This is a genomic window from Chitinophaga sp. G7 BAM 1005 (assembly GCF_057126945.1).
Window position 1 is genome coordinate 7424784 of record NZ_CP181478.1, and the last position, 24892, is coordinate 7449675.

At 44.8% G+C, this 24892-nt stretch carries 21 protein-coding genes; 12 read left to right on the forward strand and 9 right to left on the reverse strand.

Features of this window, described 5'->3' with window-relative positions:
- The first annotated feature begins 31 nt into the window (after positions 1-31).
- From ACMXI2_RS30100 to ACMXI2_RS30125, 6 genes are all read left to right on the forward strand, one after another.
- A complete protein-coding gene (locus ACMXI2_RS30100; protein WP_483779548.1) occupies positions 32-559 on the forward strand; it encodes a YceI family protein in 528 nt (175 codons plus the stop codon).
- 60 nt (positions 560-619) lie between these two features.
- A complete protein-coding gene (locus ACMXI2_RS30105; RefSeq protein ID WP_483779549.1) occupies positions 620-1249 on the forward strand; it encodes an NAD(P)H-dependent oxidoreductase in 630 nt (209 codons plus the stop codon).
- Between the two features lie 160 nt (positions 1250-1409).
- Positions 1410-1820, forward strand: a complete 411-nt coding sequence (locus ACMXI2_RS30110; RefSeq protein WP_079469807.1) for an OsmC family protein — start codon at positions 1410-1412, stop codon at positions 1818-1820.
- A 176-nt stretch (positions 1821-1996) separates the two neighbouring features.
- Positions 1997-2710, forward strand: coding sequence for a pirin family protein (locus ACMXI2_RS30115; protein WP_483779550.1), 714 nt, complete (start codon positions 1997-1999; stop codon positions 2708-2710).
- A gap of 119 nt (positions 2711-2829) precedes the next feature.
- Positions 2830-3543: an HAD-IIB family hydrolase gene (locus ACMXI2_RS30120; RefSeq protein ID WP_483779551.1), complete on the forward strand. Its 714-nt coding sequence runs from the start codon at positions 2830-2832 to the stop codon at positions 3541-3543.
- Positions 3544-3690: 147 nt separating this feature from the next.
- Complete coding sequence (locus tag ACMXI2_RS30125) at positions 3691-4068, forward strand: hypothetical protein (protein WP_483779552.1); 378 nt, start codon at positions 3691-3693, stop codon at positions 4066-4068.
- On the opposite strand, the gene ACMXI2_RS30130 is transcribed toward ACMXI2_RS30125, so the two are convergent.
- The 3 genes from ACMXI2_RS30130 to dxs form a co-directional block, all read right to left on the reverse strand.
- Complete coding sequence (locus tag ACMXI2_RS30130) at positions 4069-5217, reverse strand: PAS domain-containing protein (RefSeq protein ID WP_483779553.1); 1149 nt, start codon at positions 5215-5217, stop codon at positions 4069-4071.
- Positions 5218-5309: 92 nt separating this feature from the next.
- Entirely contained in the window at positions 5310-6356 is a 1047-nt protein-coding gene (locus ACMXI2_RS30135; RefSeq protein ID WP_483779554.1) for a flavin reductase family protein, read from the reverse strand.
- Positions 6357-6438: 82 nt separating this feature from the next.
- The gene (gene dxs / locus ACMXI2_RS30140) at positions 6439-8364 is read right to left on the reverse strand and encodes a 1-deoxy-D-xylulose-5-phosphate synthase (RefSeq protein ID WP_483779555.1); all 1926 of its coding nucleotides are present in this window, start codon (positions 8362-8364) and stop codon (positions 6439-6441) included.
- A 222-nt stretch (positions 8365-8586) separates the two neighbouring features.
- Between dxs and ACMXI2_RS30145 the strand changes: the two genes are divergently transcribed.
- Positions 8587-9615, forward strand: a complete 1029-nt coding sequence (locus ACMXI2_RS30145) for a sensor histidine kinase (protein ID WP_483779556.1) — start codon at positions 8587-8589, stop codon at positions 9613-9615.
- A 91-nt stretch (positions 9616-9706) separates the two neighbouring features.
- Positions 9707-10435, forward strand: coding sequence for a LytR/AlgR family response regulator transcription factor (locus ACMXI2_RS30150; protein ID WP_079469799.1), 729 nt, complete (start codon positions 9707-9709; stop codon positions 10433-10435).
- A gap of 82 nt (positions 10436-10517) precedes the next feature.
- On the opposite strand, the gene ACMXI2_RS30155 is transcribed toward ACMXI2_RS30150, so the two are convergent.
- Positions 10518-11273 (reverse strand): phosphoglycerol geranylgeranyltransferase, encoded by a 756-nt coding sequence (locus tag ACMXI2_RS30155; RefSeq protein ID WP_079469798.1) that lies wholly within the window; start codon positions 11271-11273, stop codon positions 10518-10520.
- A gap of 326 nt (positions 11274-11599) precedes the next feature.
- On the opposite strand from ACMXI2_RS30155, the gene ACMXI2_RS30160 reads away from it, so the two are divergent.
- From ACMXI2_RS30160 to ACMXI2_RS30170, 3 genes are all read left to right on the forward strand, one after another.
- On the forward strand, positions 11600-14896 hold the full coding sequence (locus ACMXI2_RS30160; RefSeq protein ID WP_483779557.1) for a vitamin B12-dependent ribonucleotide reductase: 3297 nt from the start codon (positions 11600-11602) through the stop codon (positions 14894-14896).
- Positions 14897-15443: 547 nt separating this feature from the next.
- Entirely contained in the window at positions 15444-15944 is a 501-nt protein-coding gene (locus ACMXI2_RS30165; RefSeq protein WP_483779558.1) for a hypothetical protein, read from the forward strand.
- 20 nt (positions 15945-15964) lie between these two features.
- Entirely contained in the window at positions 15965-16453 is a 489-nt protein-coding gene (locus ACMXI2_RS30170; protein WP_079469795.1) for a YcxB family protein, read from the forward strand.
- Between the two features lie 12 nt (positions 16454-16465).
- Here ACMXI2_RS30170 and ACMXI2_RS30175 read toward each other — a convergent pair whose 3' ends face one another.
- The 5 genes from ACMXI2_RS30175 to prs all read right to left on the reverse strand — a co-directional run bounded on the left by ACMXI2_RS30175 (position 16466) and on the right by prs (position 23934).
- On the reverse strand, positions 16466-17182 hold the full coding sequence (locus ACMXI2_RS30175) for a DUF2490 domain-containing protein (protein WP_483779559.1): 717 nt from the start codon (positions 17180-17182) through the stop codon (positions 16466-16468).
- A 109-nt stretch (positions 17183-17291) separates the two neighbouring features.
- The gene (locus tag ACMXI2_RS30180) at positions 17292-18782 is read right to left on the reverse strand and encodes a SusD/RagB family nutrient-binding outer membrane lipoprotein (protein ID WP_483779560.1); all 1491 of its coding nucleotides are present in this window, start codon (positions 18780-18782) and stop codon (positions 17292-17294) included.
- Positions 18783-18793: 11 nt separating this feature from the next.
- A complete protein-coding gene (locus tag ACMXI2_RS30185; RefSeq protein ID WP_483779561.1) occupies positions 18794-22315 on the reverse strand; it encodes a SusC/RagA family TonB-linked outer membrane protein in 3522 nt (1173 codons plus the stop codon).
- 133 nt (positions 22316-22448) lie between these two features.
- Positions 22449-22895 carry a GNAT family N-acetyltransferase gene (locus ACMXI2_RS30190; RefSeq protein ID WP_483779562.1) on the reverse strand — a complete coding sequence of 149 codons (447 nt, stop codon included), beginning with the start codon at positions 22893-22895 and terminating at the stop codon, positions 22449-22451.
- Between the two features lie 106 nt (positions 22896-23001).
- Positions 23002-23934 carry a ribose-phosphate diphosphokinase gene (gene prs, locus ACMXI2_RS30195; RefSeq protein WP_483779563.1) on the reverse strand — a complete coding sequence of 311 codons (933 nt, stop codon included), beginning with the start codon at positions 23932-23934 and terminating at the stop codon, positions 23002-23004.
- A gap of 252 nt (positions 23935-24186) precedes the next feature.
- Between prs and ACMXI2_RS30200 the strand changes: the two genes are divergently transcribed.
- Complete coding sequence (locus ACMXI2_RS30200) at positions 24187-24828, forward strand: carboxypeptidase-like regulatory domain-containing protein (RefSeq protein ID WP_420987808.1); 642 nt, start codon at positions 24187-24189, stop codon at positions 24826-24828.
- Positions 24829-24892: the final 64 nt, after the last annotated feature.

The following is a 24892-nucleotide window of genomic DNA, read 5'->3' on the forward strand; positions in this document are numbered from 1 at the left end:
ACATTTAACAATACTAAAAAAACAAAATTATATGACAACCTGGAAAATTGATCCTTCACACAGCGATGTACAATTTAAAATAAAGCACCTGATGATTACGACCGTAACCGGTCAGTTTGCAAAATTTGATGGTACCATGCAGACAACTGATGATGATTTCAGCACTGCCAACATCACATTTGAAGCAGACATCAACAGTATTTCCACACAGAATGCGCAGCGTGATGCTCACCTGCAGGCAGGAGATTTCTTTGAAGCAGAAAAGTATCCCAAACTCACCTTCGTGTCTAAAGAAGTAAAGAAAATAGATGCCGATACATTTAAGCTGGTAGGTGATTTAACCATCCGTGATAATACCCGTCCTGTAGAGCTGAATGTTGAATTTGGCGGCGAAGTGGTAGATCCTTATGGTCAGACTAAAGCAGGATTTGAACTGAGCGGTAAAATTAACCGTAAAGATTTTGGTCTTACTTTCCACGCTACTACTGAAACCGGCGGTTTACTGCTGAGTGATGAAGTAAAGCTGCTGGCAAGTGTGCAAATGGTAAAACAACAATAAGATAGCGTTTACCCGTTGCAGATCATGATCTGCAACGGGTAAAGCTTAATAAAAACTGAAATGGATATTCTGAATAAACTGGAATGGCGTTATGCCGTTAAGAAATTTGACCCGGCTAAGAAACTGAGTGCAGATCAGCTGGAAAAATTACTGGCCGCTACAAGGCTCTCTGCCTCTTCCTACGGCTTACAACCGTATAAGATCCTGGTAGTAGAGAACCCGGCCGTACGTGAGCAACTGAAAGCGGTATCCAACGGACAGTTGCAGGTTACGGATGCCTCGCATCTGATCGTTTTTGCGAGGTATACAGATCTGAACGAAACCCACGTAGATGACTATATGAATAATGTGGCGGAAACGCGTAGCATAGCTCCTGAACAACTGGCAGGTTTTTCAGGAATGGTGAAGGGAACCGTTAACCGGTTAGGTGCAGAAGGCGCAGCTGTATGGAGTGCGAAGCAGGCTTATATTGCTTTGGGCACCCTGCTTACGGCAGCAGCTGTGGAAAACATTGATGCCTGTCCGATGGAAGGCTTTGATGCTGCCGGATACAACAGGATATTAGGACTTACAGATAAAGGCTTGGCTGCTGTAGTAGTTGCTGCGATAGGATTCAGAGCGCCCGATGATGTAATGCAACATGCTAAGAAAGTACGTAAGCCAATTGCAGAATTGGTAGAAATGATATAGGAATCAATTGACAGGAACCATGTACAGCCGCACAGGAAACTGTGCGGCTTTTTATGCGCTTTTATGTTCCAGGAAGCTCCGGCATTTTTTATTCCCGATTAATTTGTAATTTGGGCCTCCGCACTGATTTTTCTAACAAGAAAAAAAATAAAAATTTAACATGAAAAGATTTGCATCTGCCAATTGGCAAGGTACCGGAAAAGAAGGTAAAGGCACTTTAACTTCTCAGTCGACTGTATTAAACAAGACCCAGTACTCTTTCAGCAGCCGTTTTGAAGATGGCATTGGTACTAATCCTGAAGAACTGATTGCCGCAGCTCATGCCGGTTGTTTTACCATGAAGCTGAGCTTTGTGATCACTGGCGCCGGTTTTACTCCCGGTAACATTGATACCAAATGCACGATCACTTTAGATAACGGTGCTATTACTACCAGCCACCTGGAAGTAACCGCCAGCGTAGAGGGTCTGGACGCCGCCAAATTCGCTGAATTTGTAGCGGATGCTGAGGCTAACTGCCCGGTAAGCAAAGTGCTGAATGCTACCATTACTACAGATGCGAAACTGGTGTAAATAGTTACCCCGCATCGTTAGTGCTTTACGGATTTTTCGTATGCATACCGTTTTTTTCAGCGGGTAGTGCATAGAAAGATCCGTATTTTTTTGTCCACGCTTTTCAACATATGATCCATTCTCTACCCCTTTGTTTATAGCGATATTTGTAGTGTTAAAACAAAGGAGATTTAGTTATGAAAAAAGTTATTCATCGTGCAGATACCAGGGGATATGCCAACCACGGTTGGCTGAAGAGCCATCATACTTTCAGCTTTGCTAACTATTATGATCCAAACAGGATTCACTTTGGCGCACTGCGTGTGTTGAATGATGATGCGGTAAAAGGTGGAATGGGTTTTGGCGCTCACCCGCATGATAATATGGAGATTGTATCTATTGTGTTGGATGGTGAATTGGCGCACAGCGATAACACCGGTAATAAAGAAGTGATCCGTAAAAATGATGTACAGATTATGAGTGCCGGAACGGGTGTTGTACACTCGGAGTTTAATGCGTCTAAAACGGAGGAGGTGAGTTTTCTGCAGATATGGGTGATACCCAAAGAAAGAAATGTAACGCCCCGTTATGATCAGCAAACATTTGATCCCGCCGCCCGTGAAAACGCTTTACAGGTGGTGATTTCACCGGATAGAAATGCCAACGGCCTGTGGTTAAACCAGGATGCCTGGTTTACGCTGGGTAAATATGAAGCCGGTAAAACACTGGACATTGCAGCGAAAGCACCCAACATAGGTACTTACCTGTTTCTGCTCAGTGGTGAATTGAAAGTAGATGGAGAAACATTAGCAACACGTGATGCAATCGGGTTATCCGAATATGACAAAGTAAGTATTGAAGTAATCAAACCGGCAGAGTTTTTGCTGATAGATGTGCCAATGCTGAACTAGTCACATCGTTATATACTAACCCGTTATATCTAAAAGAAGATCAGTCGTTACGGCTGGTCTTTTTTTTATATTTTTATCGGTATCCGCATTCATTGAAATCATTAAAGCCACTACAACACATGTTATTAGCCACAGATCTGGACGGTACATTTTTAGGGGGTACAACAGAAGATAAAGAACAACTATACAGTTTGTTGCAGCAGCAAAAAGATATACAGCTGGTGTTTGTAACCGGCCGGGGCATACCGAGTGTATTGTCGTTACTGGAGAATAATGCTTTGCCGCGGCCAGAATATATTATTGGAGATGTAGGCGCTACTGTTACCCACCTGCCTACATTGACGGCGGTGGAGCCGGTACAGTCGCACATTGCGGCCAAATGGCCTGGTGATCATGTGAGAGAGACGTTGAAAACAGTTAGAGGATTACTGCACCAGGACGCGCATCAGCAGTACCGTTGTTCTTATTATTATAATGATAGCACTGATATTGAGGGGGCCCGTGAAATAGCGGCATCGCTGCAATGCGACCTGGTTTTATCAGCCGGGAAATACCTCGACATATTACCTGCCGGTGTGAATAAAGGTTTTACGTTGAAACAATTATTGCAGGTGCTGGCATTGCCGCATCAAAAGGTGCTGGTAGCCGGAGATTCCATGAATGATTATTCCATGTATGCATCCGGATTCAAAGGAGTGGTAGTAGGTGATTCGGAACCCGAATTAATAGCGCGCACTGCAGGAATGTCGCATGTATTGCAGGCGCAGCGGGCGGGCGCAGGCGGCATCCTGGAAGCGATGAGTTTTTTCCCTGAGTTTGGCATTTATCTGTAAAAAGAAGTGTAAAAGTGAGGGGTGGAATAGAAAAAGATTGTACCTTAGAACAGGTCTTTTCTGGTAAATTAATATGGATATTGACAACAGCGTTTGGTATGATGAATAGTTTTTTAATCATCATTTAAATTGATAAATCAATACACCATGGAAATCACAACTCCCACTGAAGAGCTGCACCAGCAGCTGAATTCCTGGAAAGAAGAAGTAAATGAAGTAAGAACTGAAGTAAAAATGATGCGGGAGCGATTGGAACAAATCGCACTCAGCAAAGCTTCCAGGGATGTAATGACACAGGTTGAACATTTTGAAAACCGTTTACTGCGGCAACGTGAAGTAGCTGATGAAATGTATCACGACATCAAGCAGTGCGCTAAAAGAGTCGCCAACACGCCGGTAACAGTAGTACATGATGACCGTCCTATAGATGACTTTCAGACCATACAACATCGTATGGAAATTTTCCGGAAATTATATATGTCATTAAAAGAAGACTTCAATCAATTTATACCTTACGAGGTATAGTCACTGGAGGGCTTTTACCTTATGCTCAATTTTATGAATGATTTCATCCAGCTGGAGGGTGGATTCATGCAGCCATTCCATGAGCTGGGTGTTGAGATGCAGGTCCTGGTTGCTTTTATCGAATAAGCCGGCGATGCTGAGTATGGATACTACCGGCCGGCGTATTTCGTGGGAATTGATCCAGGCAATTTCCTTGAGTGTTTCATTTTGTTCTTCCAGTTGCCTGGCTTGTTTTACGAGCTTGTCGATATCCTGTATCATCCCTATTATGCGATATGGGATATTATTTTCGTACATAATGAAAGCGCGGTCTACTACATATTTATAGTTGCCATCCGCGCATTTAAAACGGTACTCTTCCGACCAGTAGTTCAGGTGTGTACGTTTGCAGCTATCAAGTGAAGAAATGATCCTGGCGTGATCTGCCGGGTGTATATTATCCTGCCACCACTGCACCAGGTCGGTTTCATCATGGCTGTTATAGTGGAAGAGATTATGCAGTCCGTGGTTCCAGGTAACGGCATTTGTTACGAGGTTTTTGTCGTATACAGCATCATTCGTGGCCTGAGCGAGCAGTTCATAGCGAATGCCCAGCTCATGTGCTTCTTTGGCCGCCTTCATTTGTGCATCTACATCTTTGGCCATGATGAAGCGGGCACTTTTTCCGTAGTACACCGCGGGAAGGGAATAGATCTCTACAAAAAAATTGGTACCATCTTTTTTGCGATGCTTCCAGACGCCTCTGTATTCATCACCATTACAACGTTCCGCTGCATTTTCCAACAGCAGTGGTATATCTTCTTCATTACGTATATCCTTTAACGTTAGGTTCAGGAAATCTTTTCTGTTGTAACCATATTTTTCTACGGCAGCATTGTTAACAGATAAAAAGCGCATAGTGGCTTTTTCATAGATCCACATGGGGATCGGATATTCATTAAAAAGATGTTCGAACTGAAGGGGGCGCTTGTCTGATAAGAATGTGGCGACAATCAGCAGGGCAAATACACTGCAAAGCGTTAGTATGCTGAGTGACAGTAGTAATGAAGATGGTTGAAAACCGTTTTTAAGCAGGAGGTAGCTGTTAATAAAGATAACAACAAGCAGAAGCGATAAGCAAGTAATCTTTATTGGGGCATTTCGTATCACCTGTTTTTCCTCATAATTTAGCCAAAATTTTAGCAATTAAAAAAATAATATCAGATCGTTATGATTGATAATATTTTTTACATTATATGGTTTTATAATTCAAGAATCACTTCGTCGCTTGCAGGATATCCAACGCAGGTAAGTACGAGACCTTCAGCCAGTTCTTTATCTGTGAGCACTTCATTTACCGGCATCCATACTTTACCGCTCACACACTGTGCCGTGCAGGAACCACATACCCCGCCTTTGCAGCTGTAGGGCAGCAATACTTCATTGGCCAATGCGTAGTTCAGAATGGTTTGGTTACCGGGAACAGCCAGTTTATATTCTGCATTGCGGTAGCGGATGATTACCTGTTTCAGGTTGTGATCCTGCGGCAATGGTGTTTTGGCGATCCTGGCATCTGTATTCACCACAAAGTTTTCTTTATGGAGTTGTGATTCCCGGAAGCCCATGAAGGTAAGCGTGAGCAGGACAGTACGCATATAATCGGGAGGACCACAAAGAAAGAACTGTGCATCTTCCCGGTGATAACGGATATGGGTATTTACCAGTTGTTCCAGTAAAATATTGTTAAGCCTTCTGTAGGTATGATGACTATCCGGATCATTGCTGAAAAGCCAGATGCATTCCAGTTGCTGCGGGTAAAGCTTTTGCCACTTTAGCAATGCTTCGTGAAAGATGGTCCTTTCAGGTGTGGTATTGCTGTAAATCAGTTTAACGTGGGCATTGGGTTCCGTTGTTAATAGCTGTTTCAGCAGCGAAAATACCGGCGTTATACCGCTTCCTGCCGCCAGGAGGAAAATGTCTTTCTCCGCAGCGCCCGACTTTTCGTATGTGAACCGGCCGGAGGGTTCCAGCGTGGTAACGATATCATTTACTTTCCAGGTATGGATAAGGTGACGTGATATTTCCCCGTTTTCTTTTTCGCGGATGGTTACAGACAAAAAGGAATCCACGCCTGGTGTGGAGCTGAAAGAATAAGAACGTCTGTATTCTTTGTTGTTGAGTGTAATGAGAAAGGTAAGGAATTGTCCGGCGAGATATTCCAGTGGTTCCGGCGATGTATTTTCCAGCTTATAAGTATAAGTACCGGGTGCTTCGCGTATGATCTCCGTTATCCTGAGCTGAAAATACATGGTATAAAAAAGTTTAGCTATTTAAATATTCAATTTTTGTGGAAATCAAATATTCAAATAGCTAAATAACTAAATTCTTTTATTAAATGGTGACGGTAATTTTTTCTTTTAGCATATCTCTGGTAGTGCGTGCAATACCGGCAGCATCGTAACCACATTCGCGGTATAATTCTTCCGGCTTGCCATGTTCCACAATTCTATCGGGGATACCTAACCTTTTAATGGTTGCCTTATAGTTGTTGGTTGCCATGAATTCGATAACGGCGCTACCGAATCCACCAACAATGGTACCATCTTCCACGGTAATTACTTTGTCGAACGACTGGAAGATTTCGTGCAGCATTGTTTCATCTAATGGTTTTACAAAACGCATATCGTAGTGAGCGGGTTGCAATCCGTCTCCTATCAATTCTTTACATGCTTCGGCCACGAAGTTACCGGTATGTCCGAGGGAGAGGATAGCGATATCTTTTCCGTCGCGGATTTTGCGGCCGGTACCTGCTTTAATGGCTTTAAACGGCGTACGCCATTCCGGCATTACGCCTTGTCCGCGTGGATAGCGGATTACATAAGGCATATCATTTTCCGGCAGTTGTGCGCTGTACATCAGGTTGCGCATTTCTTCCTCATTCATTGGCGCGCTGATGATTACATTGGGGATGCTGCGCATATAGGCAATATCGTAGGCGCCGTGATGGGTAGGTCCGTCCTCTCCTACAAGTCCTGCCCTGTCGAGGCAGAATATCACGGGTAGTTTCTGGATGGCCACATCATGTACGGCCTGATCGAAGGCGCGTTGGAAGAAGGAAGAGTAGATGTTACAGAAAACGCGCATACCCTGTGTTGCCATACCGGCAGAGAGGGTAACCGCGTGTTGTTCGCAGATGCCCACGTCGAAGGCCCTGTGCGGCATTTTCTCCATCATAAATTTGAGGGAGGAGCCGGAAGGCATAGCGGGGGTGATACCGATAATTTTATCGTTTTGTTCTGCGAGTTCAATGATGGTATGGCCAAAAACGTCCTGGTATTTAGGAGGTTGCGGGCTGGTGACCGGTTTTTTGAATATTTCGCCGGTAATTTTATCGAACAGACCCGGTGCGTGCCAGGTGGTTTGGTCCTTTTCTGCGAGGGCATAGCCTTTACCTTTGGTGGTAACGATGTGCAGCAATTTCGGGCCGGGAATATCTTTCAGGTCCTGGAGGGTATCCGCCAGTTTGGTGATGTTATGTCCATCGATGGGGCCAAAGTAGCGCATCTTCAGTGCTTCGAAGAGGTTGCTGGATTTTGACACCACGCCTTTGAGGCTGGCTTCCAGTTTGGAGGCCATGTCGCGGGTAAATTTCTTTCCTACGGGTAATTTGCCCAGCAGGTTCCATACATCATCCCTTACTTTGTTATAGGTGGGTGAAGTGGTGATATCTGTGAGGTATTCTTTCAGCGCGCCCACATTAGGATCTATGGACATGCAGTTATCGTTCAGGATAATGAGTACGTTGGCGTTTGCCACACCAGCGTGGTTGAGGGCTTCGAAGGCCATACCTGCGGTCATGGCGCCGTCGCCGATTACTGCAATATGCTGGCGGTCGAATTCTCCTTTGTAGTGGGAAGCCATTGCCATGCCCAGTGCTGCGGAGATGGAAGTGGATGAGTGCCCTACACCGAAGGTGTCGTAGCGGCTTTCATCTCTTTTAGGAAATCCGCTGAGGCCCTTATATTTCCTGTTGGTAGGAAATGTTTCCCGGCGACCGGTCAGGATTTTATGGCCGTATGCCTGATGGCCCACGTCCCATACCAGCTGATCGTAGGGGGTATTATAAACGTAATGCAAAGCGACTGTCAGCTCCACTACACCGAGACTAGCCGCAAAGTGGCCGCCATGCACACTTACCACGTCAATAATGTATTGACGCAACTCCTCGCATACCTGGTGAAGCTGTTCTTTATTCAGTTTTCGCAAATCAGCGGGATATTCTATCTGGCTCAACAGTTGACCTGCCTTTATATTCATAATTGGGCTCAGGGTTTATATGAAGTAACAAAAATACATAAAAATATGTGGTAAATAGTGTAAGTATGACAGGAAAATAGGACAGTGCGGTGATATCTCACCATTCAGATACAGCCATCTGCCATTTACCTTTTTTGATTCACCATTTATAACATTTAGGTTTCTGCAGGGGGCGCTGTAGGGTATTTTTGGAATATAGGTGAAGTTTACTAATTTGATTGAATGTTTAAACAAATAAACAAATATTGGTGGTGCCAGATATTGGGGTGGTCGGCATATTTTCTGATCAATGTTTTCTTCGCCTTTTCTGTTTACAGAAAAACGTCTCCGGACGCGGCTTATTATCTGAATCTGGTAATTTTTGTGTTATTCGGTTTTATAGCCACCCATCTTTTCCGTAACCTGATTCACCGGTTTGCATGGGTGAACTATAATTTTGAGAACCAGATCCTGCTGTTCATCGGGTTAATGACGGGATCGGGGCTGGTATCGTATATTGGATATTACTTTTTTGGGATATACCTGTTGCACTTATCGGATACGCCCATCCAGGTGGGGATTGTGGGTTCTTTCCTGATCACTACTATCTGGTGGTTTCTGTATTTCATATGGCACTATATTGAAAGGAACCGGCGGTCGCAGGTGGATCAGTTAAAGCTGGAGACTACTGTGAAGGAACTGGAGCTGAAAACGATTAAGGCGCAGCTGAATCCGCATTTTATTTTTAACGCGCTGAACAGTATCCGGGCGCTGGTAGATGAAAATCCCCAGCGGGCAAGAACTGCCATCACAGAGCTTTCCAATATTTTGCGGAGCTCTATGCAAACGGAGAAGGCGGAAACGGTGAGCCTGGAAAACGAATTGAATATAGTAAAGGATTACCTTGCATTGGAACATATCCGGTTTGAAGAGCGTTTGAGTGTAAAGTATGAGATTGATCCGGATACGCTGGAGTTACAGGTACCTCCTATGATGTTGCAAACGTTGGTGGAAAATGCCATTAAACATGGAATTTCCCGGATCATCAGGGGCGGATTTGTTTATATTCACTCTTCCCTGAAGGGTATGCAACATGTAATTACGATTGAAAACACCGGTCAGATCGTAGAAAACAATATGAACGGGCATGGCTTTGGATTACAAAGCACGCGGCAGCGGTTGAGCCTTTTGTTTGGAAGCAGGGCTTCTTTTGAAATCAGGAATAAAGATGAGCAAACGGTAGAAGCTACCGTAGTGATGCCTTTGCTCTAAATCACTTGTTATAAACTGCTGTAGCCGGATAAACTGGTTATAGCTATTATTTTTAAATCAATTAAATCATCAACCAAACTTCATATTGCCAATGAAAAAAGCATTGATAATAGATGATGAACGCCTGGCCAGGAGTGAGTTAAAAAAATTGCTGGCAGATCACCCGGAAATAGTGGTGGTAGGAGAAGCTGTGAACGCGAAGGATGGTATAGAAAAGATAGAAACGCTTCATCCCGACTTACTGTTCCTGGATATCCAGATGCCTGATAAAACGGGCTTTGATTTGCTGGCAGAGCTGGAAAAAACACCACAGGTGATTTTCACCACTGCATATGATGAGTATGCGCTGAAAGCATTTGAGTACAATGCGCTGGACTACCTGTTGAAGCCGGTAGAGCCCAAGCGGTTGGCAGATGCGATCCACAAGCTGCATCAGCAGGATGAAAAGGACCGTTTGGCAGCATCCGGTGGTATCCGTAATTTATTGTCTGAGAATGACCAGGTTTTTGTGAAAGATGGCGACAGGTGCTGGTTTGTGAAGCTGCAGGAGATCCGGCTTTTTGAAAGTGTGGGGAACTATGCGCGGGTATATTTTGAAACCAACAAACCTTTGATCCTCAAATCATTGAATGCGCTGGAAGAAAGGCTGGACGAGCGTACTTTTTTCCGTGCAAACCGTAAACATATTGTGAATCTGCGGATGATTGAGAAAATTGATACTTACTTTAATGGCGGCCTGTTGCTGGAAATGCGCGGGGGCGAAAAAATTGAAGTAAGCCGCAGACAGGCAGTGAAGTTTAAAGAAATGATGAGCCTGTAAGTATTGGGCGATCAGCTATCAAAACGAATGACAGCAGATCTCCTGCTGTCATTCGTTTTATATCTTTTGCGTTAAATCTGCTTTATGCCTTCACGGGAACAGAATGCACAGCATCTGCCAGTTCCTTGATGAGAGAGAGGTCTTTCTCAATAGCATTACCTACTACGAGGATATCTGCGCCTGCTTTACAGTTCAGGTAAGCCTTTTCTGCATCCCGGATACCTCCTCCTACAATAATAGGAGCCTGTACCTGGCTGGCCACCCGGCTGATCATACTTTCTGTGATAGGTACACGGGCGCCGCTGCCGGCATCCATATAAATCACTTTCATTCCCAGCATTTCCCCTGCTATTGCGGTACACATGGCAATATCTGCCTTGTCTGCCGGGATGGGCATGGTGTTACTGATATAAGAAACAGTTGTGGGGGCTCCGCCGTCGATTACCATGTAACCGGTGGAAATTACTTCCAGTCCGCTTTTCTTCACGGCAGCTGCAGATACTACATGCTGACCGATCAGTAATTCAGGGTTTCTGCCGGAAATTACAGACAGATAGAGTAAGGCATCAGCATATTTTGATACCTGAGAAGGGCTTCCGGGAAATAATACAACGGGAATGTTGCAGCTGGCTTTCAGCTGTTGTACGCATTCATCAAGGTGATCAGAGATCACCAGACTACCTCCAAGGAAGATATAATCAACTTTGGCAGCAGTGCATTTATCAGCAATCTCTATGATTCCGGCAGGTGTCACCTTATCCGGATCAATTAAAACCGCGAATGCCTTTTCCTTTTTAGCCTTTCTTTCGATGAACGAAGTGTATATATTATTGTACATCAATAGCGCATTGTTCCGGTTGTCGCAAATGTATAATATTTTTATTAATAACACACATTGCTAAATAAATATGCATTCAATTCATTTTCTATTCATGAACTTCATGATACCTAGCTGATTATGTGTGATAGAACTGTAAACGTTTTGTTAATGACAAATTTTAAGCCGGATTTCTTTTGGCTCTATAACAAACGTGTTGGCAAACTGTTTGCGCAATTATCCACAATCTGTGCAAAATAAATGAGTCGCTCCAGGCATTTTAAAATTAATTTTAGAGTACTCCGCTATACTAACTCATTTATATCATCTAAGAAAAATTTACGGGCATGAAAAATCCAGTCAATAGTAAGAATGGGCTTGCGTTTTCCCGCCATTTTACCAAAGAGGGGGTGAGTCCTTACGATCAGTTTGTGTACGAGCTCCGCTCCTCTGTGATCCGTAATCCTGGTGGCGACGTAGTATTTGAAATGAACAATGTGGAAGTACCGGCGGCCTGGTCGCAGATTGCTACCGATATCCTGGCGCAGAAATATTTCCGCAAAGCCGGGGTGCCACAGGCTGATGGCACTTCAGGGAGAGAAACCTCTGTGAAGCAGGTGGTACATCGTATGGCCAACTGCTGGCGTGCCTGGGGCGAAAAATACGGCTATTTCGCTTCTGCAGAAGATGCCGGGATATTTTATGAAGAGCTGACCTACAGTATGCTGAACCAGTCGTGTGTGCCTAATTCCCCTCAGTGGTTCAACACCGGCTTATTTGAGAGCTATGGTATTAAAGGCAAGCCGCAGGGCCATTATTATGTGGAGCAGCATACGGGTACCCTGGAAAAGTCTACCTCTGCTTATGAGCGGCCTCAGCCTCATGCCTGTTTTATATTAAGTGTAAATGATGACCTGGTGAATGAGGGTGGAATAATGGATTTATGGATGCGGGAAGCGCGCATCTTTAAATATGGTTCCGGTGTTGGTACTAATTTTTCGCATATCCGGGGAGATGGGGAAAAGCTTAGTGGTGGCGGAACTTCCAGTGGATTAATGAGCTTTCTGAAGATCGGTGACCGGGCAGCGGGAGCTATTAAGTCGGGCGGCACTACCAGAAGGGCGGCAAAAATGGTGTGCCTGGATCTTGATCACCCGGAGATCATGGAATTTGTGAACTGGAAAGTGGAGGAGGAGAAAAAGGTGGCGGCCTTGATTGCTGCTGGGTATTCTTCTGATTATGAAGGGGATGCGTATAAAACTGTATCTGGTCAGAATTCCAATAACTCCGTGCGGGTGCCGAATTCGTTTTTCCGGGTGCTGGAGGCAGATGGCGAATGGGAGTTAAAGGCCAGGAGCACCGGCAGAACCATGAAAACGGTAAAGGCAAAGGATCTCTGGGACCAGATTACCTATGCGGCCTGGCGTTGTGCAGATCCGGGTACCCAATATGATACTACCATCAATGAGTGGCATACCTGTCCGCAGGGCGGGCGTATTAATGCCTCTAATCCGTGTTCGGAGTACATGTTCCTTGATAATACCGCCTGTAACCTGGCCTCTGTGAACCTCCGGCGCTTTTTCAATGATGAAAAGAACCTGTTTGATGTGCCAGGCTTTGAGTACACAGTAAGATTATGGACGGTGGTGCTGGAGATTTCCGTACTGATGGCGCAGTTTCCTTCCAAAGAGGTGGCACAGCTCAGTTATGAATATCGTACGCTGGGGCTTGGCTATGCTAATCTTGGTTCCATGCTGATGGTGAGCGGTATTGCATACGACAGTGAGGAAGCGCGTGGCATATCGGGAGCCATATCTGCTATCATGACGGGGATTGCCTACAAAACCTCTGCAGAGATGGCTGCCCACCTGGGCGCCTTTCCGCGGTATGAAGAAAACCGGGAAGATATGTTGCGGGTGATGCGGAATCACCGGGCGGCGGCGTATGATGCATCTGATGCATATGATGGGCTGGAAATAAGGCCCAAAGGCATTGACGCGCGGTATTGCGCGGATTATTTGCTGAAATCGGCCACTAAGGCATGGGATGAGGCGGTGAAGCTGGGAGAGCAATATGGTTACCGTAATGCGCAGGCAACCGTGATTGCACCTACCGGCACTATCGGCCTGGTGATGGATTGTGACACTACCGGCGTGGAGCCCGATTTTGCATTGGTGAAATTCAAAAAGCTTTCCGGTGGCGGTTATTTTAAGATTATTAACCAGTCTATCCCTACGGCGTTACAAAATCTGGGCTATTTTTCCCACGAAATAAAGGCGATTGTGGATTACGCAAAAGGCACCGGCAATTTTGCCGGGGCGCCTTATATTAATCATCAGTCGCTGAGTGAGAAAGGGTTTATGGGAGAAGAGCTGAAGAAGCTGGATACTGCTGTTTCTTCTTCTTTTGATATATCATTTGTATTTAATGTTTACACTTTGGGAGAAGAATGCTTACAGCGATTAGGATTTAAGGCGGAGGAATATTACAGTCTTGAGTTTAGCCTGTTGCATGCTTTGGGATTTACAGATGAGCAGATAGAGGCGGCGAATGATTATGTGTGTGGAACAATGACCGTGGAGGGTGCACCTTATCTGAAAGAGGCTCATTTGCCGGTATTTGACTGTGCTAATAAGTGTGGCAAGCATGGGGAGAGATATATACATGCGCATGGTCATATCAGGATGATGGCGGCGGTACAGCCTTTTATTTCCGGGGCTATTTCCAAAACCATTAACCTGCCGAATGAGGCGGCGGTAGAAGACATTGCGGATGCTTATAAGCTAAGCTGGGTACTTGGGCTGAAAGCCTGTGCTTTATACCGGGATGGTAGTAAGTTGAGTCAGCCTTTAAGTAACAAAAGCGATAAAAAGAAAAAGGCGGAGGTTGTGAGCGAGCCGGCGACAGGACAGGATCTGCAGCAGCTAACGATAGATGAATTGCTGGAAGAAGTGAACAAACGAATGCTGGCCAGCCGGGACACAACATTGAAGCGTCAGTTGTCGAGGATTGTAGAGAGGCAAAGTTTGCCATCCAAACGAGGTGGATTTACGCAAAAGGCGAATGTGGGAGGCCAGGTGATTTTTGTGCGCACCGGTGAATATAATGATGGTACGTTGGGAGAGATATTTATTGATCTGGCGAAAGAGGGTTCTACTTTACGGAGTTTGATGAACTGTTTTGCCATTGCGGTTTCTGTGGGATTGCAATACGGGGTTCCGTTGGAGGAGTTTGTGGATAAGTTTGTATTCACGCGGTTTGAGCCGGCCGGGATGGTAGACCATCCCAATATTAAATCGGCCACCTCGCTGATTGATTATATTTTCCGGGTATTGGGATACGAGTACCTGGGGCGCACGGACCTGGTGCATGTGCTTGACGGACCAGGCAATACGGGTGAAGAGGATGCGGATGAGGACGCGACACCACCATTGCCGGGAAGGGTGAGTAACAGTGGGCAGGCAACGCCGCGTGTTCCCAGGATGCAGGCGGCTACTGCGTTTCAGCAGGAAGGCGGTACGCAGGATTACCTGAAAAGTATGCAGAGTGATGCGCCTGCCTGTAATATCTGCGGACATATCACGGTACGTTCGGGAACTTGCTATAAATGTTTGAATTGCGGTACCAGCATGGGTTGTAGCTGATTGATGTTGTAACTTCTTGTTAATGATATGTTATTTAGCCTCTAAAATTTCAAAGAAAAATAACATGCCCTTACCTTTGTATTCAAATAGGGTTTTCATAGGATAGTAACAAATTGAGGGCGCTTTTCTAGGCGCCCTTACTTTTTTTAAGAAATGCCCATTTTTTCCTCTCTTTCTCCGGACGATATTTAAGTCCTTATTCTTTATCACACATTTTTCTGTTTGATTTTTTTCTAAAAAGAATGATTTTATTGCATCTTTTTAAAAAATATCTCGAAATATTTTATTATTTCTAATATTTAATCTTTCACCCGACTCACGATATAATTTTATTATATTTGTTATTGTATTAATTTTTATTATGGTTACTGTCCTATGAAAAACCAAATATTCCTACACCGCATGATTCATCATGCACTGTAAATGACTCTCGAAAGCAATGGTTCGCCCATTGCTTTTGTTTTTTCAGGGTTTTTACGCATATTTTAGAATCTACTAGAAATCTCAAAATATAATTGTATTTTTAAACTCGAAAATTTGACACCTTATGAAGAAGCTGTTGTTAATGCTGTTGGTAGTTTTGGCCGCAGCCGCATCAGCAAATGCCAGCACTGGTTTCAAGAACGGGGATAATAATGGTGATAAAAACGGTGACAACCATGATAACCGTAATAATGCCAAAAACACGAATAATGCAAAACCTGTAAGGGTAGAAGAATTTGTGTTAATGTTTCCGCGGGTAGAGACGACTGAGAAAGTTGATGAAGCAGAGTTGGAGAAAGCTATTGTGGATTTATACAAGTGGTACTTACAAAACGAAACCAAGTTAAATACAAACGACTTCCTCAAAGGAAGTGGTAAGGAGCTGGCTTTTCCTTTCAAGGTAGATCCAAAAACCTTGCAACAATATTTTCTGTTCATCAAGAAGAACTTCCCGGGATTCAGCGAGGACGATCTGTCTAATGTAAAACGCGGCCGGAAGAAGGATGCACCTGTTACTGTGCGTGATGAAATGGATAATCCTATGTCGATTTCAGTTAACAGATAAAATAGTTTTGCCAGGCGATAATGCATTTAGAGTTTAACTACGATAAAGGGGATGTGTTGCATGCATTGCGCTATCATTTTATGCGAAGAGGCGAGATTAAAGTCTTCCGCAACACTCTTATCATCTTATTACTTGCTACTTTAACGGGTTATTTTTTCAGCGTGGTTACCACCGGCGCACTCACTGGTATTGTTATCATGATACTGGTGCTTGGCTGGGTATTCTGGTACCTGTTACCTGTTTCCATTTATAATAAAGCAGCTACTTTTAAAGACAGTATACATCTGAAGTATTCAGACGAGGGGTTATTGATTACAACCCGCGGAAGTGATCATCCGCGGAATATCAGCTGGAGTAATTTTTCCCGGGTAGTGGAAACTGAAAAATTCTTCTTCCTCTATCGTGATAAGAAAACCTTCTTTCTCATTCCTACCAGTGCTTTCCAGACAGAGGAAGCCTACCGCAATTTCGCGGGAATACTCAAATCGAAGTTTAGTAATTACCAGTAATGGCTTGCAGCGTTACAGGTTGATGTTCTGGAGTACGCTGAAATGCAGGATGTGGTTCATGGTTTTAGCGCCCGAAGTAACCTGGATCAGCTGGTTCATGTAGCCTATATCTGCTTTAAGGTTGGCATTGAACTGATATCCAAAGGCCACCAGGAAGCGGTTCTGATCGAACAGGAGGTTGCTGATATCATTTCCCCAGAGATTCAAAAAGATTTCGTCCTGCAAGGCCACATAGAATGGCGTGGCTGCTTTTTTATGGTGGATAGGCAGTTGTGTGCGGTTGAAATAGCGGGCGCGGTTGCCATATTTCCAGTTGCCGATAGCATGTGGATCGCCTGGTGCAGAAGGTTGTGATACCCAGCGTTGCTCCAGCCGGACACGATGCGTCATATCCGGTTTTTTTGCTTTATGGATATATTGTTCAAAGATGCGTTGTTCGGGCAGCCATGTATTACTGGCAGCATTATAGGTTGGCACATAGGCATATCCCAGTAAAATATGATCCTGTTTGTTAATAGAATATTGCAAACCGCCACGCATGAGCAGTTGACCTTTGTTACTGATACCATCCCTGATACGTAACTGCACATCAAATGGAACTGCCCATTTGCTGTTAATTTTCATGGTGCCGAAATAGGTATACCAATTCTGATATGCCTGTGTCATATCCTGTGCTGATACAAAACGGGCAATAGCCATCAGGGCTATTGTTAGCAGTACTTTCCTCATAATCGCTGAATATAGGTGGGGCTAAAGATAAATAAATAGGGATAAAAAAGAAAGCGCCTGCAGATGCAGGCGCCGGTAGATTGTTGTTTAGCTATAGTTGATTGTTGTATCAGAATTTGTTATACCACAGTTTGGTGCCTTTTGTATCGCCACCGATGTCGGAAGCGGCTTTTTCGTAGCTGGCTTTATTCTGTGTTTGTTCGCTCTGCAGATAGGTTAATCTGTAGGGCACCATTGTTACGCTTGGGTCCAGTGAACCGGATACCGGAGCAATGAATAATGGTTGTCCGCCTGGCTTGTTAAAATGCAGTCTGGTTCTTTCAAACCATGCCTGGAAGCCTTGCGGATAAAGTGCCAGCCATTTTTGAGTACCAATCACATTTCTCCAGTCGGCTGCCACGTAAGGTACTTTTGCGATATATGCCTGAATGGTAGCGTCGGTAATATCTGCATTGTTGGTGAGCACACGCCAGTAGTTGATGGAAGCGGTGATACCTTTTGCATAATGTGTAGCAGCATCATCACCTACGCTCATACCCCTGGCCGCGGCTTCAGCGAGAATAAACTCTACTTCCGCGTAGCCCATAAGGATACCTGGCATTGTGGCGCTATAGATCTGTGTGCCGGGAAATGAGTAGTTATCTATTGGAAGCCTGTCTGGATTTGAAGCGGACGAGCCGTAAGGCATACCTTTGATCGTATCACTAATAGTTGAAGGACGGGCGTAAATGCTGAGGCGCGGATCGTTTACACTTTTCATATAATCCACCAGCGTGGCGCTTACAGAAAAGTCGATGATAGCGCGTTCAGATTCGTTATACGGAAATTTATTGGGTGCTGTACTAAGGTATTCGAACTCGGCATTATCCCCGTTATCACTGAGGGCGTTCTGGTAATGCGCTTCGATGATCTGTTTGGCTTTTTGTGGATTGGCATCTGCCATGCGGATAGCCAATCTAAGCATCAGGGAATTTGCCAGTTTTTTCCATTTCATCACATCTCCGTTATATATCACATCCCCGGTTTCAAAGCTTGCCTGTGATGAATCCAATATATTTATTTGTGCCTGCAGGGTATCGAGCAGGGAGTTATAAACGGTTTGGGCATCATCATATTGGGGAGTGATATTAGTACTACCCTGGAAGGTTTTTGTGTATGGAATATTTCCATAGGTATCTGCCAGGATCTGGTAGATCCAGGCGCTGGTAATTTTTGCAATGGCACTCTGGTTAATCACACCGGGCAGCCCTGGGTTAGCATCGTTTTGTTTAACAATCTGATCGAGATTATGCAATGAGATGCGGTATAATGTATTCCAGAGGGCAGCATTATTACCTTCATCGAGACTAAACTGGCTATCGTTTGTTCTGGAGTTTCCAGTCCAGAACTGCGCATAGTTCATAGCGATGAAGCCGTTTTGTAATCCGCTGTAAAGCATGTCCATCGTGCTTTTCTGGGCGCCTGTAAGCAGGTTTGCGGGTGAAGCAGTAGTTGCTTTGGTTGGATCAGTGTTCATATCATCCAACTTTTTACAGCTGGTAACTGCCAGTGAAGCCAACAAGAACAGGATGCTGCTATATTTAAAAATCTTTTTAGTCATCTTCACAAAATTTAGAATGATACATTCAGGTTTAATCCATAAGACCGGAGTGATGGCAGCGCACCACCTTCAATTCCCTGCACATTGGAAGCGGAATTGAGGATATTGGATGGATCTACATTCGGGGCATTGGATTTGATCAGCCAGAGGTTACGGCCATAGAGAGACAGGCGTGCGGCCTGGGCTCCTATTTTCTTATACCATGATTCCGGCAGGTTGTAACCAATTTTGGCTTCTCTCAGGTAGATGTAGCTGGCGTCATACAGGTTAGCCTTGCTGATTACATTTCCACCGTTGTAGTTGAAATGATCCTGTGCGCTGATGTTTGTTGTATTGGCGTGGCCATCTGCTGTAACACCCGGAACAACGATACCATTTTCACGGATGCCGTTTTCTACCGTAGTTTCCAGCAGACCGGATTTATTTCCGTACAGGTTAGTGTAGGAGAAGAAATCGCCGCCGTGTTGAAAATCAACCAATGCCGACAGATAAATACCTTTATAAGAGAAGGTGTTGGTAACACCACCTACATAGTCCGGATAGGCGTTACCGATAGGTTTAATTTCGCTGGGTACATAACGTCCGAGCGCATCCACTACTTTCTGGCCGTTAAGATAAGTATAGTCGGTACCGCGGATGGTTCCCAGCGGTTCACCTACCTGACCTACTACCGATACCTTCTGCGTACGGCGGTCGGTGCCGATAGTCAGGAAGTCCAGTGAGGTGTTGTACTGCGCAACATCCAGGTTGAGTACCTGATTCCGGTTGCGGGCCAGGTTAGCGCTGATATCCCAGCGGAAGCCATTTTTCAGGCGGATGGGGTTCAGGTTCAGTCCTATTTCAATACCTTTATTTTCCACACTACCGCCATTTACATAGGCGCCGGTAAAGCCGGTCGCTGTAGGCAGTGCCAGTGTAATGATCTGATCTTTGGTAACGCGTCTGTAGTAGGTGAAATCAACACCGATGCGGTTGTCCAGGAATTTTAATTCCACGCCTGTTTCCACTTCCGTAGTACGTTCCGGCTTCAGGTCTTCGTTATATAATGTCGGAGAGAACTGGGTAACCGGGTTGCTGCCGAAAGGAGGAATGAAGTCGTAGGTGTTATAGATCCGGTATGGATCGGCATCATTACCTACAGCGGCGAGGCTACCTCTTAATTTACCAAATGACAGCCATTTCCATTCTTTCAGCAGATCTGAGAAAACAAAGGAGAGGGAAGCAGATGGATAGAAGTATTGATTATTGCCTTTTACCAGGGTAGAGGACCAGTCGCTACGACCGGTGAGGTCGAGGAACAGCAGGTTCTTATATCCCAGGTTGGCGGTAGCAAACACAGAGTTGATTTGTTTTTCGTAGTACTGATCAATAGCCTGCGCCGGTTGTGCGGAGTTGAGCAGGTTGTACACATCTTTAGTGATCAATCCGCCTACGGCGCTTCCGCCGGTAACGGTCCATTTACGATGCATCACGTTTCCTCCCACCGTTGCATTCAGCTGGAAGTCTGTACCAAAATCTTTTTTGATATCCGCTGTTAACTGGTAGTTCATTTCGCGGTTAGTTCTTACGCGTTTAATATATCCGCCAATCGAATAGTCTTTTGCTGTTCTTTCTTCTTCAAGGGTGTTATAATCGTCCATGAATACGCGACCGGAGAAGGAGAGCCATTTTGTGGCATCTATATCCAGTCCGGCAGATCCAAAGAGCCTGTTACGGCTATCTGTTTCGTAATCCATATAACGGTTCCAGTATGGTCCATTACTGGAGGAAATGCTTGGATCGTCCCATGCTCTGCGGTTCCAGGTAATTTGAGAGCCATCATCGTATTTATATCTTTTTTCCTTTTCTATATCCAGCTGACGCTGGCCATACATGGTAAACTGCAATGTAGGGTTGGGACCGGTAAAGCCGGTACCCGGACGACCTTTTACATTTAACGAGGTGTAGTTCATGGAGGCTACCGCTCTTACTCCCTTTGTTAATTCATAGCTACCATTGAAAGAGAGATTATTTCTTTTGTTGGTGGCATTGGGGAGTACAAAGGTTTGATCCATATTACCATATGACAAGCGGAAGCTTCCTTTATCGTCGCTGCCTGCCATTGAAATATTGTTGGTGAGTGTAAAACCTGTTTTATAGAAATCTTTTACATTATTTGGATGTGGTGACCAGGTATCGGTTTGACCGAAGTATGGATTTTTTTTATCTTTATCCCACGACCAGTAAGGGCGGACGATCTGTCCGTTCAGTTTGGGTCCCCATGATTCATCCACTGCATATTGTGGCATCAGGTCGTAGCGTCCTTTACCGTTATTATCATCGTAAGTAGCTGCCTGTTCATTGAGGAAGCCTTCCGGGTGTTCGTTGTAATACAGGGTATCAAATTTTCCGGCACTACCGCCGCCGTACATATTCTGGTACTTTGGCAGTACAGCTACCTGGTCTATCTGGGCATTGAGGCTATAGGTGACCCCGATTCCTCTTTCTGTATCCGGGCGTTTTTTGGTAGTTATCTGGAGAACGCCGTTAGCACCGCGGCTTCCGTAGAGGGCAGTTGCGGCCGCACCTTTGAGGACCGAAATATTTTCGATGTCTTCCGGGTTGATATCCTGCATGGGGCTGCCGTAGTCGTAACCGCCACCGCCGTTTTGCTGGCCGGGATCGTTTGTTACATTGTTCATCATGGGTACGCCATCCAGTACAAAGAAGGCGTTGTTATCACCCAGGATGGATTTCACCCCTCGAATGGTGATTTTGCTGGCGCCGCCCATAGAACCTGTGTTTGAGCTGATTTGTACACCGGGAACTTTTCCAGTGAGGGCGTTTACAAAGTTTACTTCTTTTGCTTCCTGTACAGCATTGCCGCTTACTTCCTGTATGGCGTAGCCTACAGAGCGGGGATTCTTTTTAATGCCGAGCGCTGTAACAACTACTTCTCCCAATACTTTTTTGGTAGCATTGGAGGGAACCATTGTAATATCGAGTTCGCCTCTTTTTTCTACCGGGATAGATTGTTCACCGAAAGTGGGAGCTGTGATGAGTATGGTATCGCGTACGGCGGCCTTGATGGTATATTGACCAGTTGGGTCTGCCTGTGCATTTAGTTTGGATGTTTTGTTCCGGATGATAGCGCCGGGGATAGGAGTTCCTTTATCATCTTTCACTGTTCCTGTAAGCTGGAATTTTCCTACTTCACTTTTAGCGGTAGCAGAATCCGGAGGGAGGATGAGTGCGGTATCCTCTTTAGGTTTAGCTACAGCAGTTTTGGCAGTATCGGTTACCGGTTTGGAAGTATCCTGTTTAGGTTTAACAGTGGAATCGGTGGCGGGCTTGATAACTACAGGAACCGTGGTATCCTGTTTAGGTTTAACACTGGTATCAGCAGCAGCGGGTTTAATCACTACCGGAACAGTGGTATCAGCTTGCAGCTGTTTTGCTGTGAGATACCCTTCGGGTTTTGCGTATGCGCTGCTGGAGGTATAGCAGAAAAAGGCATAGCACAGCCCCGACCAGGCTAGTACATGGCTTCTCATCGTATTATGAAAGATTTGGTTACAAAATTTTTTGACAGGATTCCTATGCTGTCTATTGTTATATTGGTTATCCATCAATATAACAATACAATCAAAACGCCTTCTACAATGGGTTGCAGAAGCAAAAAAATAATTAATTCAGGTTTTTCCTCATTTCGTAGTGCGGAATGCCCACCTCTGTAAATTCTTCTCCACAGATTTTATAGCCCAGTTTCTGATAGAATCCAGTGGCTTCTTTCCGGGCGTGCATGGTTAATTCATCAAAGCCGTTGCTACGTGCGTATTGTTCTGCGAATATTACAATTTCTCTGCCGATACCTTTACCCTGCAGACGGGGCGATACCGCCATTTGCCTTAACTGTACCGTGTTTTCGCTGACAGGAGTGAGAATACAACAACCAGCGAGTATTTCATGATCATCCTTTTGTGTAAAGCCAGCAATGAAGATATCATTGATTTCTTTCTGTAATTGTTCGGCTGAAAATGAGAGGCCCAGCGGTTTCCGAAGCACCTCGTCACGAAGGTCTGTCATAGTGTGGTAGTCGCAACTACCGTATTCGATTATACGAAAATCAAGCATAATTATTTATCAGATTGCAGATGGTTTGTTGCCATTTCGATTTGCAGGAATTACCGCTACATGGTTCACAAGTGTCTGGACGACAAATAGCCTGCCAACAGGAAGATCAGGAGTGTTGTGACTGGAAATAATTGACGATCAGCTGATCGACTGATTTTACGAGCAACATATCGTCGTTGATGGTGATGGCATTGGGATGGGTATCGGTGCAGACTACCTTTTTAATGAGTCCGGATTGTTTGATTTTTCCGAAGCCATTTCCTGCAAAGATGCCGTGGGTGGTGATAACGAAGATATTTCCGGCGCCTGCATCACGATAAGATTGTGCGGCGTGAATAAGAGATCCGCCGGTGCGGATCATATCATCGTAGATGATTACTGTCTTGTTTTTTACATCGGCGCTGATAGCGGTAATGGCGGTTTCATCGCCGGAGAGGCGGCGTTTGAAGGCAAAAGCCGCCGGTACATGCAGGTCGTTGGCAAGGGATTCTACCCACTTAGCCCGGCCGGCATCTGTGCTGGCCAGCACAAAAGGTTTTCCGGCTGCGAGTTCCATCGCCGTATTCATTACAAATTCCTTTGCATATAAATGTACCGGGCGAACATCGTTTTCAAAATACCAGGTAATGCCGTCCACATGCAGGTCAATCATCACAATCCTGTTGCCACGGGAGGTATTAGGTAAAGATGAAAAAAGTACTGCGCGTGTTTTAGCCTTTACGATTTCGCCATATTTCACGGCGCGTTCCATCGTAGAATATCCGAAGAAAGGGATGATGATAGTCAGGGAATAAGCTCCCAGCTGGATACAGCCACTGGCCAGGTCATATAATTCCAGTGTTTCTTTATCATCGATGGTGCCACCGAGCAAAATCACTTCTTTGTTGCTGACATTACTCAAAATGCGGTGATAATGTTCTCCGTCGGGAAAATCACGTATGTCTAATTCCCCATTTTCCCAGGTGGAGCCTGTAATTGCCAGGATCCGGTTTTTTAGATACTGATAATGTTGGGTAGCAAAGATGATTTTCTGTGGCATGACTTTTACAAGATAAATGAGTGATAACCGTAAAAATAAGTGATTAGGGGGATATTTATAATGTTGATAATTAATAATTTTGCCATTGAGCACTTACATTTCCCCTGTTTTTTAACTTTTCATTTGCGGGTGGAACATTAAATTTGAAGGATTAGTATATTCATGATTCGTTTTACAGCATATATCGGAGCACTGTTTTTTTTCTTTTTCATTAGCATGCAGGGAACCTTCGCACAGGTGCGTTTGTCCGGTATGGTGGCGGATCAGGATTCGAAAACGGGATTACCTTTTGTTTCTATTGTTAACAAGAGGACCATGACAGGCACATTAAGTAATGAAAGTGGCCGTTTTTATATTGAGGCAATGCCGGGGGATACCCTTGAATTTTCTATGTTGAGCTATACGCCGAAAATGATGCTTGTTCCGGGAATGTCATCTTCCCAGGACGTGTATATGCAGAAGCGGTTGTTTGAACTGCAGGGTGTAAATATACGTGGTAAGAACTACCGCAACGACTCTATGGCGCTGCGGGATGAGTATGGGCGCTACTTTGACTACCGTAAGCCGGGTGCGATGGATGTACTTAAAACCTTACCGGCAAACCCTATCACAGCCTTAAGTTATCTAGTGCCAAGTAAAGTGCGTAAAAGAAAAGAACAGTTTCATGAACAGCTGCTTTACTGGGAGAAAGAGAAGTTCATAGATTATCGCTACTCTCCTGAGCTGGTAGGAAGAATGACCAAGCTACAGAGTCCGGAACTGGATTCATTTATGTATAAATACAGGCCGGGATACCAGTTTTTAAATTCAGCTTCCGATTATGATCTGTTACTTTATATAAAACAATCGTTTGAAGAGTATCAGAAACAAAAGATAGAAAAGAAAGAACCTTAAATGATAGCTACGCCGGGGATAATTCCCCGGCGTAGTAGTTTATAATACCGGGTTATTATCTCTC

Coding starts and splice junctions, on each gene's coding strand:
- ACMXI2_RS30100 (WP_483779548.1), top strand. CDS start 32: ATGACAACCTGGAAAATTGATCCTTCACACAGCGATGTACAATTTAAA.
- ACMXI2_RS30105 (WP_483779549.1), top strand. CDS start 620: ATGGATATTCTGAATAAACTGGAATGGCGTTATGCCGTTAAGAAATTT.
- ACMXI2_RS30110 (WP_079469807.1), top strand. CDS start 1,410: ATGAAAAGATTTGCATCTGCCAATTGGCAAGGTACCGGAAAAGAAGGT.
- ACMXI2_RS30115 (WP_483779550.1), top strand. CDS start 1,997: ATGAAAAAAGTTATTCATCGTGCAGATACCAGGGGATATGCCAACCAC.
- ACMXI2_RS30120 (WP_483779551.1), top strand. CDS start 2,830: ATGTTATTAGCCACAGATCTGGACGGTACATTTTTAGGGGGTACAACA.
- ACMXI2_RS30125 (WP_483779552.1), top strand. CDS start 3,691: ATGGAAATCACAACTCCCACTGAAGAGCTGCACCAGCAGCTGAATTCC.
- ACMXI2_RS30135 (WP_483779554.1), bottom strand. CDS start 6,356: ATGTATTTTCAGCTCAGGATAACGGAGATCATACGCGAAGCACCCGGT.
- dxs (WP_483779555.1), bottom strand. CDS start 8,364: ATGAATATAAAGGCAGGTCAACTGTTGAGCCAGATAGAATATCCCGCT.
- ACMXI2_RS30145 (WP_483779556.1), top strand. CDS start 8,587: ATGTTTAAACAAATAAACAAATATTGGTGGTGCCAGATATTGGGGTGG.
- ACMXI2_RS30150 (WP_079469799.1), top strand. CDS start 9,707: ATGAAAAAAGCATTGATAATAGATGATGAACGCCTGGCCAGGAGTGAG.
- ACMXI2_RS30155 (WP_079469798.1), bottom strand. CDS start 11,273: ATGTACAATAATATATACACTTCGTTCATCGAAAGAAAGGCTAAAAAG.
- ACMXI2_RS30160 (WP_483779557.1), top strand. CDS start 11,600: ATGAAAAATCCAGTCAATAGTAAGAATGGGCTTGCGTTTTCCCGCCAT.
- ACMXI2_RS30165 (WP_483779558.1), top strand. CDS start 15,444: ATGAAGAAGCTGTTGTTAATGCTGTTGGTAGTTTTGGCCGCAGCCGCA.
- ACMXI2_RS30170 (WP_079469795.1), top strand. CDS start 15,965: ATGCATTTAGAGTTTAACTACGATAAAGGGGATGTGTTGCATGCATTG.
- ACMXI2_RS30175 (WP_483779559.1), bottom strand. CDS start 17,182: ATGAGGAAAGTACTGCTAACAATAGCCCTGATGGCTATTGCCCGTTTT.
- ACMXI2_RS30180 (WP_483779560.1), bottom strand. CDS start 18,782: ATGACTAAAAAGATTTTTAAATATAGCAGCATCCTGTTCTTGTTGGCT.
- ACMXI2_RS30185 (WP_483779561.1), bottom strand. CDS start 22,315: ATGAGAAGCCATGTACTAGCCTGGTCGGGGCTGTGCTATGCCTTTTTC.
- ACMXI2_RS30190 (WP_483779562.1), bottom strand. CDS start 22,895: ATGCTTGATTTTCGTATAATCGAATACGGTAGTTGCGACTACCACACT.
- prs (WP_483779563.1), bottom strand. CDS start 23,934: ATGCCACAGAAAATCATCTTTGCTACCCAACATTATCAGTATCTAAAA.
- ACMXI2_RS30200 (WP_420987808.1), top strand. CDS start 24,187: ATGGTGGCGGATCAGGATTCGAAAACGGGATTACCTTTTGTTTCTATT.